Raw genomic sequence first — 2838 nt, forward strand, 5'->3', positions numbered from 1 at the left:
AGGTCAGCAACGGCACCAATTGCGGCCGGAACAACTGAGGGCGGCGGCAGTCATGCGCGAGGGTGACCAGCGCGTCCAGCGTGTGGAAATCGCCCTGCACGGCGCCGAAATCCGTCTCCAGTCCCCAGAACGCTGTGATGACGGCCGGCTGCACACCGAATTCCTTGTCGGCGCGCGCGAAGACGTCGGCATATTTCTTGAGGTTGGCCGCGCCCTGCTTCAGGCGATAGGCCGAGATCATGCGGTTCGAGAATTGGGTGAAGGTCTGGGCGAACACCCCTTGAGCGCGGTCGCGCGCCAGCACCTTCTCATCGATCGCGGCATTTTCCAGCGCCTTCAGGCCAACGGCGCCGACGCCGGCTGCCTTGGCTTCCGCGGCCACGCCCTGTTTCCACGCTTCGAAATCGCCGCCGCATTCCTGCGCCGCCGCAGGCCAAGCGAAAGCGCCGACCAGCAGCGCCGCCAGGATTTCAACGCGCAATCGCATCGCTTCCCTTACGAGACCGGGGCATGATCACGGCCGGATGCGGACGCATCATGCGTAGATTTCAAAATTCAGGAGCGCCGTGCGGCACCCCGGTGGGGTGCGCCGCTCCGCATCGCCAGCGGTTGCAACTATCACCGCCCGCCATGTCGAAAGCAGGCAAGGGGGCCGATGTCAACGGGTGTTCTGCCGCAGCCACTTGTTCCAGGCGGCTTCCGAGCCGTTGAAAACATTGATGTCGGACTTGCCGGTCATGCCGGGCACGATGCCGGTTCCGGTGTACTGCCAAAAGGTGAAAGGATGGCTGCCATACTTCTGGCGCGGATGGCCGGCGACCGAGCGCAGCCAGTAAGGATAGCCGCGGAACGTCGCCAGGTTATTGTCATCGAAGAAGTCGAGCGACGTATAGATGATCGGCTTCTTGCCATAATGGCGCTCGACGATCTCGAGAAAGGTGGTCATCTCGCTGCGCACCGTCGCGGGATCAGGGCGCAGTCGGCAGGTCGGCGACTTCGGGTTCCATTCCATGTCGAGCACCGGCGGCATCGCCGAGGGATCTTTCGGAACATTGGCGATGAACCAGCGCGCCTGGGTGGCGGCCGGGGTGCAGAAATAGAAGAAATGATAGGCCGCGCGCGGGATTCCGACGGCCTTGGTGCGTGCCCAGTGCTCGTTGAAATAATCGTCGAAGCGATCGCCGCCCTCGGTCGCCTTGATGAAGGCGAAGGAGATGCCGCTGGCCTTGGCCGTCGGCCAGTCGACAGAGGTCTGGTATTTTGAGACGTCGGTGCCGTGGACAGCATAATTCCACGGCGCGCCGCTGTCCCACTCATGCGGCTTGGAATCTTCGAAACGGGGCGCGCGCAGGGCGACCGTCTGCGATGACGGCGCCAGCGGCGATAGATCGTCCACGGTCGAGCAGGCGCTCAACAGCGTCAGCATCAGGATGGCCGCAAGACGGCGCATGATATCCCCCGAGCCGGGATCAGCCGGCCGCTGATGGGTCCTTCACTGATGGTGGTCGCTTCCGCGGGCCCCCTCCGGACGGTCGCCCCACAGGACCGCCCAGTCTCTCCGTTCATCGCCGAACATGGTTGATAATCCATTGACGGCGCTCGACATCGACCATGATTTTGGAGAAGCAATGGCGGCAAATCAATGACATAAAGCGAACCGGAAAACCCAAGGGCGGAAAGATGCGGGATGTCGTGAAGTTCATCAAATGGCTGTTCGGCCTCATTGTGCTGGCGGTGATCGCGCTCTTCGCCTGGCTCTACTTTGCGCCGCCCGAACTGATCCGTGTCGGCTCGGGCTATGCGGCCAAGATCGTCTGCTCCAACGTGTTCATCGCCGGCCGCGACCCGAATGAAGTGCTGGCCGTCGACGTGCAGGCGCCGGGCCATCCGCTGCTCAAGCTGATGAAGGTATCCGTCGACAAGGAAAGGGGCCTTGTTTCGGCGGGCCTGCTTTGGACGCTGGGCAAGAGCGTCGCCGTAGAGCGCGACGGGGTCGGCTGCGCGTCGGTTCCGGATGGCGACACCGGCAGGGCGCGGCAGACCTCCGTCCATATAGAGCCTTTGGCGGTGGCCTCGCAGGATGCGCTCTGGCCGGAGGGCGAAAGGGTGGACGCCCTGCAAAACCCCGCCGTCACGAAGATCGTCGACGATGCCGCGATTGTCGGGACAGGCATGCGCGCGGTCGTGGTGGTGAAGAACGGCCGCATCGTCGCGGAACGCTATGGCGAGGGTTTTTCGGCCAAGACGCCGCTGCTCGGCTGGTCGATGACCAAGACGGTGAATGCCGCGATCGTCGGCACGCTGGTCAAGGACGGCAAGATGGCGCTCGACAACAAGGGCCTGTTCTCGCCGTGGAAGGCCGACGGTCGGGCGGCGATCAGTCTTGCCGACATGATGGCGATGTCGAGCGGGCTGGAGTTCAACGAGGACTATGGCGACGTCGCCGACGTGACGCGCATGCTCTATCTCGAGCCGGACATGGCGGGCTTTGCCGAGGCCAAGCCGCTCGGCGGCGAGGTGGGCAAGGCATTTTCCTATTCGAGCGGTACGGCCGTCATGCTGTCGCGGCTGTGGCAGGAGGCAATCGGCGACAAGGTGAAGGCGCTGAGCTGGCCGCGCACGGCGCTGTTTGAGCCGCTCGGTATGCACAGCGCGGTGCTCGAAACCGACGAGCGAGGCACTTTCGTCGGCTCGTCCTATCTCTACGCCACGGCGCACGACTGGGCCCGCTTCGGCCAGTTCCTGCTGCAGGGCGGTGTCTGGAACGGCGCGCAGATCCTGCCCGCCGGATTCGTCGACTGGATGCGGCAGCCGGCGCCGGCCTCGAAGGTCTACGGC

At 64.1% G+C, this 2838-nt stretch carries 3 protein-coding genes; 1 reads left to right on the plus strand and 2 read right to left on the minus strand.

Features of this window, described 5'->3' with window-relative positions:
* Together EOA75_RS31435 and EOA75_RS31440 are read right to left on the minus strand one after the other, a co-directional pair.
* On the minus strand, nucleotides 1–487 hold a 487-nt coding region (locus EOA75_RS31435), incomplete at its 3' end, for a lytic murein transglycosylase (protein ID WP_206517091.1).
* A 171-nt stretch (nucleotides 488–658) separates the two neighbouring features.
* The gene (locus tag EOA75_RS31440) at nucleotides 659–1450 is read right to left on the minus strand and encodes a GH25 family lysozyme (protein ID WP_095779058.1); all 792 of its coding nucleotides are present in this window, start codon (nucleotides 1448–1450) and stop codon (nucleotides 659–661) included.
* A 230-nt stretch (nucleotides 1451–1680) separates the two neighbouring features.
* Here EOA75_RS31440 and EOA75_RS31445 point away from each other — a divergent pair.
* Nucleotides 1681–2838: serine hydrolase (locus EOA75_RS31445; protein WP_164747702.1), on the plus strand; the 1158-nt coding region annotated here is incomplete at its 3' end.

Origin of the sequence: Mesorhizobium sp. M1A.F.Ca.IN.022.07.1.1 (assembly GCF_003997575.1) — a bacterium.
In the GTDB taxonomy this organism is placed as follows: domain Bacteria; phylum Pseudomonadota; class Alphaproteobacteria; order Rhizobiales; family Rhizobiaceae; genus Mesorhizobium.

Excerpts from the sequence above, each read along its gene's own strand:
- EOA75_RS31440 (WP_095779058.1), bottom strand. The coding sequence starts at position 1,450 with ATGCGCCGTCTTGCGGCCATCCTGATGCTGACGCTGTTGAGCGCCTGC.